General features: G+C 68.4%; 13 protein-coding genes and 1 pseudogene. 10 read left to right on the top strand and 4 right to left on the bottom strand.

What is annotated here, in order from left to right; all coding sequences use genetic code 11:
• Positions 1-19: 19 nt before the first annotated feature.
• Positions 20-571, bottom strand: a pseudogene (locus ACZ60X_RS40335) (PAS and ANTAR domain-containing protein); the annotation flags it as partial.
• A gap of 509 nt (positions 572-1,080) precedes the next feature.
• Between ACZ60X_RS40335 and ACZ60X_RS40340 the strand changes: the two are divergent.
• The 4 genes from ACZ60X_RS40340 to ACZ60X_RS40355 all read left to right on the top strand — a co-directional run bounded on the left by ACZ60X_RS40340 (position 1,081) and on the right by ACZ60X_RS40355 (position 3,801).
• Positions 1,081-1,485 carry an STAS domain-containing protein gene (locus tag ACZ60X_RS40340; RefSeq protein ID WP_469610083.1) on the top strand — a complete coding sequence of 135 codons (405 nt, stop codon included), beginning with the start codon at positions 1,081-1,083 and terminating at the stop codon, positions 1,483-1,485.
• Between the two features lie 290 nt (positions 1,486-1,775).
• Positions 1,776-2,378, top strand: coding sequence for a helix-turn-helix domain-containing protein (locus ACZ60X_RS40345; RefSeq protein WP_469610086.1), 603 nt, complete (start codon positions 1,776-1,778; stop codon positions 2,376-2,378).
• Positions 2,309-2,902: an IS630 family transposase gene (locus ACZ60X_RS40350; protein ID WP_469610255.1), complete on the top strand. Its 594-nt coding sequence runs from the start codon at positions 2,309-2,311 to the stop codon at positions 2,900-2,902. The genes ACZ60X_RS40345 and ACZ60X_RS40350 overlap by 70 nt, the downstream gene beginning before the upstream one ends.
• 407 nt (positions 2,903-3,309) lie before the next feature.
• On the top strand, positions 3,310-3,801 hold the full coding sequence (locus ACZ60X_RS40355; protein WP_469610088.1) for a hypothetical protein: 492 nt from the start codon (positions 3,310-3,312) through the stop codon (positions 3,799-3,801).
• Between the two features lie 351 nt (positions 3,802-4,152).
• Here the strand turns inward: ACZ60X_RS40355 and ACZ60X_RS40360 are convergent, their stop codons facing one another.
• Positions 4,153-4,410, bottom strand: a complete 258-nt coding sequence (locus tag ACZ60X_RS40360; RefSeq protein ID WP_469610090.1) for a DUF6221 family protein — start codon at positions 4,408-4,410, stop codon at positions 4,153-4,155.
• Between the two features lie 71 nt (positions 4,411-4,481).
• Positions 4,482-5,341, bottom strand: a protein-coding gene (locus tag ACZ60X_RS40365; protein ID WP_469610094.1) for an IS5 family transposase whose coding sequence is annotated in 2 segments (ribosomal slippage) — positions 4,482-4,993 and positions 4,993-5,341 — 861 coding nt in all. Because the reading frame shifts where the segments join, the coding sequence is not laid out codon by codon here.
• A 636-nt stretch (positions 5,342-5,977) separates the two neighbouring features.
• On the opposite strand from ACZ60X_RS40365, the gene ACZ60X_RS40370 reads away from it, so the two are divergent.
• Together ACZ60X_RS40370 and ACZ60X_RS40375 are read left to right on the top strand one after the other, a co-directional pair.
• Positions 5,978-6,379, top strand: coding sequence for an effector-associated constant component EACC1 (locus ACZ60X_RS40370; protein ID WP_469610097.1), 402 nt, complete (start codon positions 5,978-5,980; stop codon positions 6,377-6,379).
• The gene (locus ACZ60X_RS40375; RefSeq protein WP_469610099.1) at positions 6,376-10,815 is read left to right on the top strand and encodes a caspase, EACC1-associated type; all 4,440 of its coding nucleotides are present in this window, start codon (positions 6,376-6,378) and stop codon (positions 10,813-10,815) included. Before ACZ60X_RS40370 ends, ACZ60X_RS40375 begins: the two co-directional genes overlap by 4 nt.
• Before the next feature lie 595 nt (positions 10,816-11,410).
• On the opposite strand, the gene ACZ60X_RS40380 is transcribed toward ACZ60X_RS40375, so the two are convergent.
• On the bottom strand, positions 11,411-12,496 hold the full coding sequence (locus tag ACZ60X_RS40380; RefSeq protein WP_469610102.1) for an integrase core domain-containing protein: 1,086 nt from the start codon (positions 12,494-12,496) through the stop codon (positions 11,411-11,413).
• 196 nt (positions 12,497-12,692) lie between these two features.
• Between ACZ60X_RS40380 and ACZ60X_RS40385 the strand changes: the two genes are divergently transcribed.
• From ACZ60X_RS40385 to ACZ60X_RS40400, 4 genes are all read left to right on the top strand, one after another.
• Entirely contained in the window at positions 12,693-12,950 is a 258-nt protein-coding gene (locus tag ACZ60X_RS40385) for a hypothetical protein (protein ID WP_469610104.1), read from the top strand.
• Positions 12,951-12,958: 8 nt separating this feature from the next.
• Positions 12,959-13,327 (top strand): PIN domain-containing protein, encoded by a 369-nt coding sequence (locus ACZ60X_RS40390; protein ID WP_469610258.1) that lies wholly within the window; start codon positions 12,959-12,961, stop codon positions 13,325-13,327.
• A 1,083-nt stretch (positions 13,328-14,410) separates the two neighbouring features.
• Positions 14,411-14,761 carry a DUF6573 family protein gene (locus ACZ60X_RS40395; protein ID WP_469610107.1) on the top strand — a complete coding sequence of 117 codons (351 nt, stop codon included), beginning with the start codon at positions 14,411-14,413 and terminating at the stop codon, positions 14,759-14,761.
• Positions 14,762-15,239: 478 nt separating this feature from the next.
• Entirely contained in the window at positions 15,240-16,256 is a 1,017-nt protein-coding gene (locus ACZ60X_RS40400) for an AAA family ATPase (protein WP_469610110.1), read from the top strand.
• Positions 16,257-16,477: the final 221 nt, after the last annotated feature.

Here is a 16,477-nt window from a genome sequence, read left to right on the forward strand (position 1 = left end):
GAGCTGGAGACTGCCGGCGCAGGATGCGCATGGCTACGTCGGCGTCGACCCCATATTGGGCCATGAGGATCCCGCGTGCGAGATCGATGTCCTCCTGGCTGGCCCGGGCTTTGTTGACGTCGCCGTCGGCAAGGTCGCGCGCCTGATGGCTGAGGGGATCGGTGATGTCGACCATGAATCCGCGCAGCGTCACCACTCGGCCGGTGTCGTCGGTCCGGCCGTCGGCGACCAGGACGACGGCGCGCTCGTTGCCCGCGGTGTCCGCGATGCGGTGGTAACAGCCGAACGGCCGCCCGTCCGTCAGCGCGGCCGCGAGCACGTTACCCATGCGTTCGCGGTCATCGGGGTGCTGGTGCTCACGGAGCATCTCGCTCGTCGGTTCTACAGAGTCAGGTGCATAGCCGCACAGGCGGTACATCTCGTCTGACCACCACCAGGTGTCTTCTTTCACCCGGTAGACGAAAACCCCGGTCAGTTCGTCGTCGTCGCCGGTGCTCCGAATGACTTCCTTCTGCACGGCTGTGCCTCCCATCCGGGCCCGCTCCGACGGAGCCGGAGACGGCTGCTTCATGCTAGTACGCAGGGCCTGGCGTGTTCCCGGCGGACGAGAGCGTCGACCGGCCCCGAGCCGGGGAGCCGACTACAGGCAGCCGGAGCAGGGGTTCGAGGGTGCCGCGCAACGGAGAACGAGGACACCGCCGGCTGTTTGCGCCTCCTGGGCTCGCCTCTTGAGCTCATCAAGTCGGTCGAGGAGGACGTCCCCTCGCAGAGCACGGCTTCATGACCGCCGTAGGTCTCCAAGGTTGACCACCGCCGCCTCTACATGCCGGATCTCAGACAGCAGCATGGGAACGCCCGCGGCGCCCCGGGCGAGAGCGACACCGGCACGTGGATAGAGGAGCGGCGGCAATGCGGCCCCACTGGCGTTGCGGATCGTGGCAGCGTCGCTGCCACTGTGCGCCTCCAGGCACAGCCCTCACTCCTGCGGGAGCGGTACATTCCTCGGTGGGTGCATGGATGAAGGTAGCCGGGCGGGGTAACAGAGCTGCTGCCCGTGTAGAGCCCGTTCGAGGAGAGCTTGTGACCGAACCAGCAGGTCTGAGTGTCGAGGTGTCCGTGATCAGCTCCGACGCCGCGATCATCACCGTCTATGGGGAGCTGGACGTCGACACGGGCCTCGTCCTGCAGCACCAACTCGCCGGCCAGGCAGTGCATGGACGACGCCATCTGGTGCTGGACTTGGCGGAAGTGCCGTTCATGGACTCCTCTGGGCTGAGCGTCATCATACGGGCCGCCAATGAGGTGCGGAGCATCGACGGATCCGTGTCCCTGGTCGCCCCCAGTCAAGTGGTACGACGTCTTCTCGATCTGACCGGCGTCGGCATGAGCTGCCGGATCTTCGACAGTGCGGATGCAGCCTGCAAGGCCCTCCTCGGTCAAGGCGGTGCTCCCGTGAACACCGTGGCGGGCGAGGCGGCTCGATAGACGATGAAGTCCTTACCGCGAGGGCAACGATGGGCCGGCCAGCCACGGCAAGGCGGTTGATCAGGTGCAGCAGTCCCCAGCGCCTGTTCGAGAAGCTCCCGGCTTGCGACGCGGCGACTCGTCGCCCAGTGTCTGGGCTGCGCAATACCCACCAGCCCCCATAGATTATCGACACCCTCACCCGGACAGTGCACGCCTTACTGAAGTTCGTTACTGCTGGATTCCCCTTTCGGTGGGTATAGCTGCTGGTAGCGGGGCAGTTGCGTGTGCTCGGGGGCGGGTGCTGGGTCATGGTGCTAAGGGCACGGCCGGGACGTGACGAGGGCGAGCAAGCGGTGGTCCACCGCCTGGCATCGGCCAGAAAGGCGCCGAAGGATGTGGTGGAGCGGTGCCGGATGGTGGAGCTGAGCTGGGACGGGTGGCTGGTCCCGCAGATCGCCGACGAGCTGCGGTGTGGTCAGAAGACGGTGCGCCGCTGGCTGCACCGTTTCAACCGCTCGGGGCTGGAGGGCCTGGAGGACCTGGGCGGGCAGGGCCGCAAGCGAAGGATCACCGAATCCGAACGCTCCCGGATCGTCGGCCTGGTCAAGCAGACCCCGCCCGGGCGGCTCGAGGTGCAGCCGTCGAACGAGATGTGGGCCGCGGACGAGTCAGGGCCCTCGGAATGGACCCTGGACTCGCTGGCCGCCGCGGCCCGGGACCGGGGCATCGAGGTCAGCCGCTCCCAGGTGCGCCGGATCCTGGTGGCCGAGGGCGTGCGCTGGCGACGCACGCGCTCATGGACGCGCTCGAGAGATGCGGACTTCGAGGGAAAAGGACGCGGATCGTCGAGCTCTACACCAGCCCACCCGCCGGCGCGACGGTCGTCTGCGCCGACGAGCTCGGCCCGGTGATCCCCCGCACCTTCCCGCCGACACCGGGCTGGTCACCGGACGGACACCGCATCAAGAACGAGATCGACTACTCCCGCGGACCGGAGAAAACCTGGGTCTACGGCGCCTTACGCGTCCGGGACGGCCAGGAGGTCACGATGACCGCCACCTCCCGCAACAGCGCGTTCTACCAGCAGTTCCTTCAGCTGGTCGAGGACGCCAACCCCGTCGGGGACATCTACGTGATCACCGACAATCTGTCCTCGCACAACAGCGTGTCGACCCGGACCTGGCTCGAGGACCATCCCCGCATCAGGCACGTGTTCATCCCGGTCGGCGCCTGCTGGCTCAACCTCCAAGAGGGCTGGTGGCGCATCTTCCGCAAGACCGCCCTGGCCGGACGCTCCTTCGGCGACCGCGACCACATCACCCACGCCACCGAAGTGGCCACAGCCCAGCTCAACGCCCGCGCCCAACCGTGGATCTGGGGCAGACCCGCACCACCCACCAGGCACTTACGCCGCCGCTATATGTACATCCTTTGAGGAACGCAGCAGTAAGGGGCCTGTGATCTTGGAGGAATCTGAGCAGGTGAGAATGACCAGATCTGTATGGGTTCTGACGCAGCTCAGCGAATCGGCCGTTGTCGCAGGACTCACCCGGGTGAGGAGGCGTGCGCCCGTGCGCCCGGGGCCCCGGAGGGTAGCTCTGTGTAGGGGTGGGGGAGCTGCTGCTCCTCTGTGAGGGGTCGTCATGAGTGTGTTGGGTCGCGCGGTTCCGCTGGTGGTGCTGTCCTGCCTTGTGCTGGCGGGGTGTTCGTCGTCCGGGTCGGATTCCGGGGGGGGAAGGGTGCCGGGAAGAACGGTGCGTCGGCTGCAGGGCCGTCCGGTTCGGGCTCGGCGGTGCCCGCGGGGTCGGGGGGGGGGAGATCCCGGTGGGTGCGGGGCCGCAGATGACGTACACGGTGCAGCAGCAGCCGCCTGCAGGCAGCTGCCACTACCGGTACGAGAAGGGCGAGCCGCTGCCGGACCCCAAGTGCACGCCGGGCGCCACCTCGCCGGCCGTGACGCAGGCGAACCTGGCCACGACCATCTGCCGCAAGGGCGGCTACACCAAGGGCATCCGCCCGCCGGAGGCGATCACCACCAAGGAAAAGCTGCTGAACGCCGCCTCTTACGGCTTGAAGGGCAGTCTCAAGAGCGACGAGTACGACCACCTCCTCAGCCTCCAGCTGGGAGGCGACCCGAACGACGCCCGCAACCTGTGGGTGGAGGCGGCCGACCCGGGCCACAAGCCCGGCTCAGGGGTGAACAACCTGAAAGACCCCGTCGAGACCAAGCTGCACACGGCCGTCTGCTCCGGCAAGGTCACGCTGAAGGCCGCGCAGAACGCCATCGCCACCGACTGGACCACCGCCATGAGCAAGCTCGGACTGGCGGCGTGAGGGGTGCGGCGAGCCAGCCGAGATCCCACCCTCCCCCGTATCGCCCTACCTGCCCTTCCAGCCGTGTCGGTGATCTTTTGGGTGTTTCCGTGTCTCCGCCGGGGTCCGGCTTCTACGGTGTCGGTTCACCGGCGTCGGTGAAAGCAGGGGAGGGGCGGAGAGTGAGGGAGAGGAAGGCGTGGTTCGAGGCGCTTGGGGTGCTGAGTGAGCTTGAGCGGGGATGCGCTTGGGGTTGGGTGCTGTCCAGCGATGTGCTGCCGCAGCACCAGCAGGCGGTGGAGCCTGACGAGAACGACGGTGCCCAAGATCGGTCCTCGAAGTCGGGGGCTAGGGGATGTCTCTTTGGTCGGCCTACGGACGCCACTCCTCGCGGTACTGGGAGTGCTCGGCGTAGGACTGTGCCAGCACTTTGAGCGCATACGCGAGCCCTGCGTGACGTGAATCCGCCGAGTCCATCGCCTGGTAGTCCCCGGCAAGCATGTCGACCAGGTCGAGCATCGGCAGGTGGCTGTCGAGGAGGGCGTCGGCGCCGAAGCGGTGGGCCACCTCGGCATAGGCGTGGTTGTCCTCCATGTTGCGGTCCCGAAGGAACTTCACGAGGTCGTCCATGGGTTGATCTTCGCGCAGAAGCAAGGGCCATCGGGTGGGTTCACCGTGATCAGTTCAGCTGCGGAGCTGGGTCACCTACGGGCCCAGATAAGGATGGCAGCGAGGTGGAGTGCGGCCTGGTAAGTGATGGCGAGTTTGTCCGTCCGCAGGGCTAGACCCTGCCACTGCTTGAGCCGGTTGATGCATCGCTCGACCGCGTTGCGCTGCTTGTACGCCTCGTCGTCGAAGGCCGGCGGGCGACCGCCTGCGCTACCTCGCCGCAGACGGTGACCAACCTGATCGGACGGCTGCGGAATGACAGCACGGATCCCTCGCCAGCGCAGCTGCCCACGGATCGCGCGGGATGAATACGCGCGATCCGCCAAGACGGCCTCAGGACGCGTCCTCGGTCTGCCACGTCCGCTCCGCGGAACGCGGATGCCAGCCATGACGGCCTCGAAGGCCGGTGCGTCACCCGCCTGGCCTGCGGTGACGTGCAGGGCCAGGGGCCATGCATAGCTGTCGCTGGCGAGATGGACTTTCGTGCTCAGGCCGCCGCGGGAGCGTCCGAGACCGTGATCGTCTGGTTCGGAGCGGTCCAAAGCCCCCTTTTCCTGGCTCCGGCGGCATGTTGATGGGCTCGGCAGACGGTGGAGTCCACCGCCACGGTCCAGCCGATGTCGTCGCTGTCATCGGCCGCTGCCAGGACTGCGGCGAGGATCCGTTCCCAGGTGCCGTCCACGGCCCACCTGATCAGCCGTTTGTGAGCGGTCTGGAACGAGCCGAGCTCGTCCGGCAGGTCGCGCCAGGGCGAGCAGGTGCGGTACTTCCACGCGATGGCCTCCAGCGTGCGGCGGTGGTCGGCCCATCGCCGCCCACGGACCGGATCGGCCGGCATCAGCGGCTCGATCCGGTCCCACATCGCATCAGTGATCACTAACCGGACAGGCATATCCGATCAACTGATCAGCTCTCAAAGAGACACGCTCTAGTCGGTGGATTGAACAGCTTCGAGGTATTCAGCCAGCTGTTTTGGGCGTACTGAGCCCAGGCGATAGGCGGTGTGGGGTGGACACGGCGGGCAGCACGACCCGCACCGGCACCGGGTCGGCTGCATCGTCGGAGGGCGTGGTCAAGGCCCCACGGTAGACACGCAGCCGGGCCCGGGCCTCCGGAGGGAGGATCCGAGCCCGACGTGGGACTGGCGGCGGTCAGAGGTAGCGGGTGATGAACTGGTCCCACTTGGCGGCCGCGGAGGTGGGAGCGAGCGCGTTCGGGGTCGCGGGTTCCTCGTCCTCCGCGCTCGCCGTCGACCAGCACGCTGTCGCAGTCGAATATGACGAGTTCGACGGGTTTGATCATTCCAGCAGCATAGGGCGTGCTGTTCTCGCTGCGGTGGCCTTCTCGCGTTCGACCAGGACTGGACCAAGCGAGAGGACCGTGGCCACACTGCTGTCTATGCTCGTCAAGGACGAGGCCGACCCCACCCCGCCCAGCGGGCATAGCGAAGCAGCCGCAGAAGTAGGCGACCTTGGGTATCTTGGCAAGTCCGGATCGCGATCGATCTACTGCGTGGAGTCACGAGGCCATGGATGTGCGGCTCACTGCTGAAGGCGTAGACGGGGCGGACGAGTTACGGTCGCTTCTTGCCTGGCTGACCGACGTCGACGAGTTGCGCGGCCGGACCGATCTGCTGGAGAGCCACCCTGCCGCTGGCACGTTGGGTCCCGTTGTCGATGGCCTGCTGGTGGCGCTGGGACCGGGCGGGGCGGCCACCGCGCTTGCCACCGCCCTGGTCTCCTGGATCCGGCACCGGCGCAGTGAGGTGGTCGTGAAGGTCACGCGGCCTGATGGGGCCTGTATCGAGCTCTCCGCAAAGCGACTGCAGTTGCTAAGCGTCGGCGAACTCAGGACGTGTATGGATGACGTGGCTGGAATGCTGAGTGGCGCCGGGCTCGAGGGCTCGGACGATCGCAGCAGCTTGTCATGACAGGCCTGTCAGGCTCGGGCGTTCGCGTCCTGCTGATCGGCACCGCCACACACGCCGGGCCGACTCTCACCTCGGTGCCGGCGGTCGCTCGGACAGTGGAAGCCCTGCGAGAGCGCCTGGTGGCCACGTGCGGTGTCCCTACAGGCCAAGTACGCACGATCATTGATCCGGGTACGGCGCAGGAGATGGCCACGGCCATCGCAGAAGAGGCCCGGCAAGCCGAGACCGCCTTGCTGCTCTACTACGTCGGACACGGTCTCATCGGGCCCTCGGAGACGTTGTATCTGGCGGCGAGCAGCACCGATCGTCTCACTCCGGGTCTGGCCGCCCACCAGGCGCTGTCGCTGTCCGCGGTGCGGGAGGCATTGACCGTCTGCCGTGCTTCGTGCGTCATCGTCGTGCTGGACTGCTGTTTCTCCGGTCGGGCCCAGCTGGCAGGCCGGACGCCGCCCTCTTCGTTGGCGCTGCCCGCGGCGCACGGGATGTATCTGATGGGGTCTGCGGAGCAACTCGCCCTGGCTCCGGAGGACGCGCTCCATACGGTGTTCTCCGGCGAGCTGATCAGACTCCTCGACGAGGGCGATCCGCGCGGACCGCGCCTGCTGACGCTGGATGCCGTCTACGACTACCTGTTCCGAGCGTTGCGTGCCAGGGGCGGGCCCCTACCCCGACGCCAGGTCGGCGATCGGTCAGGGGACCTGGTCATCGCGGTGAATCCGGCCCAGGTAGCGGTGACGGGGCTGGAGGAGGAAGAGCCCGATCCGGCTCCTGGTCCTTGCCCGTACCTGGGACTGGAATCGTTCACGGTGGACGACGCGGAGCTGTTCCACGGCCGGGTCCGGCTCGTGTCGGAGGTGGTGGCCGCATCTGCGGAGTCCGTGAGGAACGGACGACCCCTCGTCGTGGTGGGGCCTTCAGGGTCCGGCAAGACGTCACTTCTCCACGCTGGGCTCCTGGCTGAGCTGCGCCGCGGAGTCCCGCAGCTGCCCGGATCGAGCGGCTGGCCCTGGGCTGTGCTCACCCCCGGTGAGCACCCCGTGCGAAGCCTGGCCGCCGCGCTGCACCCGGACGGCGTCGCGGGAAGTCAGAGCCTGCTGGCAGACCCGGCCTTGGCCGTGGCGCTGGTCGCATCGCTTCTGGAGGGTCAGCCGGAAGGCCGGCTCATGCTGGTTGTGGACCAGCTGGAGGAACTGCTCACCGTGTGCCACAGCGAACGGGAAAGAGCAGCATTCCTGGAAGCACTCACCTCGGTCGCCAAGTCGGGGCCGGGGCGCGGCGCCCTTGTGGTGATGGCGCTGCGCGCCGACTTCTACGGTGAGGCTCAGGCAGTTCCGGAGCTGGCGGCTGCGCTGCGGGACAACCAGGTACTGGCCGCCCCCATGCGCCTGGAGGAGCTGCGCGATGCCATCGAACAGCCTGCGGCAATCGCCGGGCTGAGCCTGGACGACGGTCTGGTCGACCTCCTGCTGCATGAGCTGGGGGCAGCCCACCTGCCCGGCCCGCAAGCCGGAACACTTCCGCTGCTCTCCCACACCCTGTGGGCCACCTGGCGACAGCGCAGCGGTACCCGGCTGACTATCGCCGGGTACCGGAACAGCGGCGGGATCACCGGAGCCATCGCCAACACCGCTGACGAGACGTACGCCAAGCTCGACGAAGCCGGCAGGAACGCTGTTCGCCGCATGCTGCCGCGCCTGGTGCGGATTGGCGACGACACCGTGGACACCGCCCGACCGGCCGACCGGACTGCCCTGCTCGACGGGCTGCCCGACCCCCACACGGCAGAACAGGCCCTGCACCGATTCGCCGAGGCCCGGCTACTGGTCCTGGACAAGCACACAGTGCGCATTAGCCATGACGCCCTGTTGCGCGCCTGGCCGTTGCTGCGCCAGTGGCTGGACGCCGACCGTGACTGGCTGCGAGCCCGGCAGCAGATAGCCACCGACGCCGACGCCTGGGCGCATGCCGACCGGGACCCGTCCCTGCTGTACCGGGGAACCCGGTTGGCGGCAGCACAAGCCAGCGCTGACAACGCCAGTCGCGCGGTCTCCGACACGGACCCGCGCCTGGCGGCATTCCTTGAAGAGTCCCGGCGAGCCGAGCAGCGCACGGCCCGACGTCGCACCGCCGTGCTCGCGACCTTGGTCGTGCTGTGCCTTCTAGCCGTCAGCGGGGGCGCGTTGGCTGCCGTGTACCAGGGGCAGGCGGCGACCCAACGCACTCACGCCGTGGCCCGACTTGTCGCCGCGGAAGCCGACCGACTGCGCGACACCGATCCGGGACTGGCCAAACAGCTGAGCATTGCCGCCTACCGGATGGATCCCGAGAGGAATACGGCGCCGCTGCTGGCGAACCTGGAAACCCCCGGCGTCTACGACGGCCAGGAGACGGTCTTCGACATCGCGCAGAGCCGTGATGGTGGCACGCTCGCCTTGTCCACCGGTCTCGGGATCGCCCTGTGGGACGTGAACGGTCACTCCAAGGGCCGCATCGGGCTCCCCGGTACCGGCTCGGTCGCGATGAGCCCGAACGGGCGGCTGCTCGCGGCGTCCGCGACCAACAACGGCCCGCGCCGGGCCACCATCGGTCTATGGAACGTCACTCACCCCACACGGCCCGTGGCAGTCCCTGTACCCCCACGCGAGTCCACCGGTATCACCTCGTTGGCCTTCAGCCCCGACAACCGCCTGCTCGCACTCGGGACGGTCACCGGTGCCATTCACCTGTGGGACATGAGCAACCCTGACGCCCCGCACCCTCTGCGAGACCTGACCGGGCACACCGCCCAGGTGGACTCGCTCGCCTTCTCCTCGTCCGGTAAGGCACTGGCCAGTTCCGCCGACGACCACCACGTCCGCCTCTGGACCTTCTCCGACCCGTCTCGGCCCGCCCTCGCATCCGTGCTCGATGGTGCTCCGCTCGGCCAGGACCTGTCAGGCACACCCATGCGCAGGGTGGCATTCCGCCCGGACGGCGACGTCCTGGCGGCGCCTGGGGACGGCGACGCCAACGGACTGCGACTTTGGAACGTGCGCAACCTCGCCCATCCCGCACTCCTCACGGCGAAGGACGACAGTCTGGCCGATTGCCGCAACGGTCTGGTGTCAAGCGCGTTCAGCCCCGACGGCAAGACGCTGGCCACCGAATGCAGGAACCAGCTGTTTCTGTGGGAGGTTGGCAACCCCTCACGCATCCAGGAAGTGAACGACCTGGAGGAGCCGGAACCGGATGTCGCCGGAGGCGGGACCGCGATCTTCGGCCCGCACGGCAATCAGCTGCTGCACGCCACGACGCGGGGAGTCCACCTGTGGGATGTCGACAACGCGCCCCAGCTTGGCGCGGCGTCCACCTTCGGCGAATCACCGTCGGGCTTCGTGGTGGCCACGCAATTCAGTGGCGGTCCCCGGCGGCTGATGGTGGTGCAGGGCGCGAGCGACGGCGCGCTGTGGGACCTGACCGGCCCGGGAGGACACCGCAAACTGGCCGACCTGCCCGGAAGCGGCACCATCGGAGCGGCGGCCGCCGCGTTCAGCCCCGACGGCAGCATCCTTGCCACCAGCGACCTGGACCGAGACCGAATCGTCCTTCACCTGCGCAGCACCCAGCACCCCCGCTCGGCTCCCCTCGCCACCGTCAGCAGCTTCGCCAACGCCGTCGGAGCCCTGGCCTACAGTCCGGACGGCCGCGTACTGGCCGCCACCGACAACTTGTCCAACACCCAGCAACCGGCACCACCGACGGTCAAGCTGTTCGACGTCACTGATCCGTCCCACCCACGTCAGATCGCTTCAATGCCCGGCAACGTCTTCCATCTCGCGTTCGCGCCCCACGGCCACCTACTGGCCGGCAACACGGCCGACACACTGCTGCTGTGGAACGTTTCCGACCCGCACCATCCCGTCGCACAACCGACTCGCCGCCTCACACCCGGATCCGTGGTCTCCCAGTCGGCATTCCGCCCCGATGGCAAGCTGCTCGCCGTCACGGACAGCGCCGGCACCACCCGCCTGTGGCACGTGGACCACGACCAGCTCCAACGCGACCCCGTCGTAGTGCGCACGGTCGGCTCGGGCAGCGGAATCGCCTTCACTCCCGACGGCCGGACACTGGCATTGACCAGCTCCGGCAACCTCCACACCTACACCGGACAGGTCAACGGACATATCGAACTGTGGGATGTCACCGACACGGACACACCCGTCTTCCGTGCAGGAATCGCCTACAACGGCATGTCCCTCGGCGGCGGAGAGCTCTCCTACAGCACGCAAGGAAAACCGCTCCTCGCCAGCACCAGCCGCACGGTGGATGTGTGGAACACCGATCCTGACGCTGCCGTTCGGCAGCTCTGCCTGAGCATCGGCGACATCATTACGCGGCCCCAGTGGTCCAAATACATCCCGAACGCCGACTACCAGCCCCCCTGCCCAGCCTCGTAGCGAACCGCCCTCGTCCGACTGGAGACTCGATTCCGTGTAACGATCGGAGCCATGGCACCTCCCTCCTCCTATCCCCTGAGCTGCGCAAGCGCATGGTCCGAATGGTCGCCGAGGTCCACAGCGACTATCCGGAGTCGGCCGCGATCACCATGGTGATGGCCAAGGCGCAAGTGGGTCCGCCAGGACCATATCGACTCCGGAGCTCGCGGAGGCGCTTCGGGGAGCAGCGCTCCGCCGTGGTTGGGGCTGCCCGCCCAGCTGCCTGCGTTCTGGACCGCGCCGAGCACCCCGTGGACACCGACAGCGAGGTGGCCCAGCAGCGCAAGGCGATGCTGCACTCACCGGCCGGATGACCCCTCACGGGGTATTGGAAAGCTTGGTTACGCTCGTCTCGCTGTTGCCCAGCCCCGGCGATTGGGGCACGGGGACGCACAGGGGGACGCGTGGATTTTCGCTTACTCGGTCCTGTTGAAGCGTGGCATGACGGTCGACGACTGCCCTTGGGCGGCCCGAAGCCTCGCGCGCTTCTGGCGTATCTGCTGCTTGAAGCCGGGCGGGTGGTATCCTGTCGGGCTCGAAAAGTCATCGCTGCAGGTCAAGCCACGTACTGGTACTGGTTGATGACTCCGCCGAGGATGCGGGTGCGCAGGAGGTTGTACGGCGCACCCTCGGGCAGGACCGGCTCCCTATCCGGGCCTTGGGGTGGCCGTTGGTCTCGTGATCTGTGTGGCCGGTGTCGGTTGTAGTGCTCCTGGTACTCCGCGAGGACGCGTCGGGCGTGGGCCTCGTTCATGATCAGAACGTGGTCGAGCGCTTCGCGTCGGATTGTGCCGATGACGCGCTCGCAGTGGGCGTTCATGCGCGGCGCCTGGGGCGCGCTGAGCAGCACCTGCAGGCCTTCGGACTTGAAGACGGCGTCGAAGGGGTCGGTGTACTTGCTGTCGCGGTCACGGAGCACGAAGCGAAGCGACTCGACGCGGCTGCCGAGGTCGGTGGTGAGGTTGCGGGCCTGCTGGGTCGCCCATTGCGCGGTGGGATGGGCGGTAACGCCGGTGACGTGGAGCTTGCGGGTGCCGTGTTCCAGGAACGCCAGCGCGTACAGCCGCCTGCCAGTGATGGTGTCGACGTGGAAGAAGTCCGCCGCGATGATCCCCTCGGCCTGGGTGGTCAGGAATTCGCGCCAGCTCGGGCCGGTGCGACGCGGAGCCGGGTCGATGCCGGCTGCGTGCATGATCTGCCAGACCGTGGACGGCGCGATCGGATGTCCCAACCGGGCCAGCTCGCCCTGGATCCGCCGGTGGCCCCACCGCGGGTTCTCACGTGCCAAACGCAGGACCAGCTTCTTGAGCACGGCCGCCGTCGGTGGACGGCCGGTGCAGCGGCGTCGGGCGGAGTTGTCCCACTGCTTGGCGATCACCCTGCGGTGCCACGCCAGCAGCGTCCCCGGGGTGACCGGGAAGACACGCCTCCAGTCGCAGCGCGGTATCAGCGACGACAGCGCAGCCAACCAGAACCGGTCCGCGGGCTCGTAACGGACCGAGCCCCCAAGTTGCCGTCGCAGCACAGCATTCTCGTGCCGTAGCACCAGCAGTTCGGCGTCCTTGGCCGTGTTGCGGCGCAACAGGACGCCCGGCACGGATAGCAACGCGCGGGTGATCCGGTACACCATCGAGACGATCACCACTGCAGCATCTCAACCACCAGCCTGGGCCTTGCACACGACCCCACCTGCAGCGATGACTTTCCGAGCCCCACAGGTTAGTCCCGTCTGCCTGGTCCGCGCTTGGGGTATTCCTTGGCTCGGCCATCCTCCGTGACCGCCATGGCGTGATTACGGGTACGTACCCGTACCCTGGTGTGCCGAGAGGAGTCTGCTGATGGCTGACGCCAACGTTCGTATCCCCGAGGAGGCCCGGGACCGGCTCGCCGCCCTGGCGGCCGCCGAGGGCCTGTCGCTACGTGCCTACCTGGCCCGCCTCGCCGAGTCCCTGCTCACCCCAGCCGAGCGGGCCGAGCGGGCCGAGCAGGCGCGCGCCGCCCTGAAGGAGTGGACCGGCTACGCCCCCAGCCCTGCTGAGGAGCAGGACCTCGACAGCGAGCTGGACCGCCGACTCGCCCGGGCGGCCGCCCGGTGAGCGACGCCATGCACATCGTCCTGGACGACACCGCGATGGCCGCCGCCGGCCGTGGCAACGTCCTCGCCTCCCGGTTAATCCACCGCGCCCACGCGGAGACCGGCTGGTACCTCTACGCCCCGGCGTGCGCGCTGGTCGAAGCCGACCACGCCCGGCCCGGGACGGCCGAGCACCTGGCCGCGCTGCCCGGCATCACTGTCCTGGACCTGGACCTGCCCGCCGCCCTCGCCGTGGTCCAGCAGAACACCTGGGCCGCGGCACACTGCCAGTACGCTGCTCAGCCCACTCCGGACCGCCCCGACGGAGCGATCATCGCCACGACGGCACCCGGCCGATGGATCGGCGAGCCGGTCCGCGTACTGGACCTCAATCCGTGAAAGTGGCCCCGCGAGGTCTGGGCAGACCGGGCCGGGCCGGCGCGAAGCACCGCTTGATCACGGATGGCCACATCGAGTACGCGTCACGCTGATGGCTCGACCCGGTGGGCTGCGGACCTTGCAGAAGGCCCGCAGCCGATCCACTGCGGCTCAGGACGCGCCGGCGGTGCCAGGTGCCGGGTGGTTATTGAGAGCGTAGGGCCGTCACTAAACGGTGCACCATCGACGGTCCTTCCACCCTCCTTCTGTGCTGCAGTTGTCGAACTTCCGGAAGAAGCGATACCACGTCCCGTCACCGGCGTCCCTGACGTTGATCTCCAGAGTTTGGTGGGGCTTGAACCACCAGTGTTCTTGGATACCGCACAACTGCGATCCGCCGTCAAGCCAGAAGTTCGGAGTGTGTACCCACTGGTTGTACTGATTCCATCCCCCGACATTCGCCATGTCGTACGCGCCGGAGTTGTTAGGTCCGCAGACTCCAGCCAGGTAGTTTCGCTCCGCGGCGACGCTGGCGGTAGACGCCTGTGCTGCCGGAGCAGCCAGGGCTCCGATCGCGAGAGCGGTAATGCTGGTTAAGACTCCGAGACGAGCACGCTGCATCGCAATTCCCCCTTCAGGCCGGGACGCCCTGTGCGGCCCCAGGCTTCAGCCACAGTCTTCCCGCCGCAGTGTCTCCGGGCGCATTGGATGGGCAAATCGTTCTAACTTGGCGCATTTCTAACCCTCGTCGGCGGGGTCGAGGTACTGCTCGGTCCATGCGCTTGGCCGCGGCGTGCCGCAGGTCATGCAGTGGGGGCCGGGCCTGGGACCGGTGAGGCCCGCAGCGTGAACTGGTAGGCGTCGGCGAGGTGCTGTAGGTAGGAGGCGGTCGCTTCGAAGGCCAGCGGCCGGATGCGGAATACGCCGGGTGCCGCAGGTGGGATCTGTGCCCATGCCCCAGCGGCGGGCGCGGTGTCTTGCAGGGCGCCGGGCGCGGCGGCGCGGCCGGCCTATGCGAGGCGTGCGGTTTTATAAGAGCCGGGGGCTGATACGACGCGTGCCGCCCCCGCCGGCACGAACCCACGAGAGCGTCCCGAGCACGCCATGTCCAACTCTCTTGTCCCTGGGGCGTCCGACTACGACGGCGTCGGCGAGGTCGCCATGCGTTGGACCCCCGAGGAGCCGCCCGCCCACGCCGACGTCCTGACAGAGCTGTTCGGCGGTGAAGCCGACGTCATCCACGCCTACACACGTTCCCGGGCCCTTGCCGACGGGGTCCTGGTGGCCGCCCCGGCCGAGCTGGCCCGGGCAGCGGGCTTTACGGTCCCGGTAGCCCTGACTGCCGCCGCGTGGGCCGACTGCGTGGAATGGAGCGACGAGGACAGCCACCGCCAGACCCTGCAGGACGAGACGGGCCGTCTGTGTGCGATGTGCCGGTTTGGTATCAGTGAGTGAGTGTCGGTGATGGTATGTCAGGTTGTGTTGGTGGCGTGTTCGGGGGATCAGGTCACTGACATGGGGTGGTCTGTGTGGCGGGCGCCGCTGTCATGGGGCGGTACACCCTTCTCTGTTCCACTGTCATGGGAACGGCACTTCTGATCCTTCGAGGACTGGGCAGCGGCACGGTGGTCGGTGTCGGTTTTGCGCGTCGGAAGGGTGTGGGGTGGGGGAGCCTGGCGTGTGGGGTGAGGTCACGGCGGGGTTGAGGGTGTCCAGGCCAGTGCTGTTTGCGCGGCTGCTCCAGCTCGATGCGGCCGGGGCGTTGACGACGGCGCATGTGCGTGCGGGCGCGCAGGTCGGCGGGGTGAATGTGCGGACGGTGTGGCGCTGGCTGGAGGCGGCGCGAACGGAGGGCCGTGTGGAGCGCAGGCCGCGGGTCCGGCTGGAGTTGTCCGACCAGGCGTGGGAGGCACTGGCGCAGGCGGGCGGGAACGTGTCGGTGCTGCACCGGCACATGAAGGATGCCGGGGGAGAGGTGCCGTCGCTGGCGTCGTTGTACCGGGTGGTGCGCCGGGACCTTCAGGCCGGCAGGGTCCTGCCGGACCGCGCGGTGGTGCGGCGGGAGCGGGAAGAGCAGCAAACGCGGCGGGCACTGGCTGACCTTGCCCTGGCCGGACCGGGTGGGGGCGCCGTGGCGAAGACGGCTGTGCGACGGCCGCCGCACCCCGCGCCGGTGGCGGCGTTCGTGATCCTGCCGTCGGGGGAGGGCGGTGCGATGGCGGGTGTGGCGTTGCCGGCGGGAGCGCGGCTGGTACGGACGTCCTCGGTGCGCGCGGTGGCCGAGGCGGTCGGGCAGGCGATGGCGGTTCAGGGCGCGGTGTGTGTGTTCGGCGACCCGGGCCGGGGCAAGACCGCGGCCGTGCGCATGGCGCTCCATGAAGTGCCCGTGGGCTGGAAGGTGACGTGGGTGCCGGTGCCGGTGCGCCCGTCGGTGGCCGGCATGAGGCGGGCGGTGTTCGACGCTCTGGCGCTGCCGGGCCGTTTCCCGCACACGTCCGCGCGGGCCGACGCCGTGGTCGCTAAGGCTCTGGGCGAGTCGCGGGTGCTGGTGGTCGACGAGGCGCAGCGCCTGCCTGTGCCGTGCCTGGAGTACCTGCAGAGCCTGTGGGACCATCCCGGCACGCGGATCACGCTGGTGCTGTGCGGGGCGGGCAGCGAGCGGGCGCTGGCCCGGCTGCCGCAGCTGGCATCGCGGGTCGGCGCGTGGCAGGAGGTTCCGCGCCTGGCCGCGGCGGAAGTGGCGACCGTGGTGACCGGCTTCCATCCGGTGTGGCGCACCGTCCCGGCCACGGACCTGAGGTGGATCGACCAGTCGTGCGGGCACGGCACGTTCCGCACGTGGGCCGCTTTGACTGCGTACCTGCAGAACGTGCTGCTCACTACCGCTGACGCGGCCGTCGACCGGGCTTTGCTGGGGCGGCTGTTCAGGAGGGTCGCGCCGCCGTTGTGAACCAAGCGCTCCTGCAAGAGACGGGAAGGCCATCGCACGCGCCCGGCACCCGGCACGCACACGACGTCCCACCGTGCGAGGGGGAACTGACATGGAGGACGGTGACGCCGTCCGGGCAAGCGGCGGATTGCCCGCGGCATCGAGGACGGCACTACGCGGCCCGGCGGTGCGGCGGCTGCTCGCCCTGCGGGCGGGGAAGAAGCTGACATCGGGCCATGTAC

Source organism: Streptomyces sp. NPDC104106 (assembly GCF_055584345.1).